Origin of the sequence: Xenorhabdus entomophaga, from assembly GCF_037996725.1 — a bacterium.
Classification (GTDB): Bacteria; Pseudomonadota; Gammaproteobacteria; order Enterobacterales; family Enterobacteriaceae; genus Xenorhabdus; species Xenorhabdus khoisanae.
The window spans coordinates 1-263 of record NZ_JBBMXH010000444.1 but is presented as its reverse complement, the minus strand read 5'-3'; the positions used below and the strand labels follow the sequence as shown (position 1 = coordinate 263).

Annotated in this window: 1 protein-coding gene; it reads left to right on the top strand. The window is 50.6% G+C overall.

Features of this window, described 5'->3' with window-relative positions; translation table 11 throughout:
* Positions 1–263: type VI secretion system baseplate subunit TssF (locus AAC854_RS24835; protein ID WP_340619186.1), on the top strand; the 263-nt coding region annotated here is incomplete at both ends.

Sequence of the window (263 nt, the reverse complement as noted above, 5' to 3'; positions counted from 1 at the left end):
ACCGTTGGTGGAGTATTACGCGCTGTCCCAGCTTTATAACTTTGTCACGCTGGATATCAGCAAAAGTTGCACAACAGTGCCACTGAATGAGGAGGGTACGTTTGAACTGATTTTTCGTTTCGAGGGTGAATTGCCGCTGGATAATGTCGATAAGGCATTTTTATTGGGCTGCGTCCCGGCTATTCATCTGGAAAACCGGCGTACCCCGCCCATTGCACTGGAGACCGGCAATCACCGCTATTCCCTGCCATTGGGAGAATCGG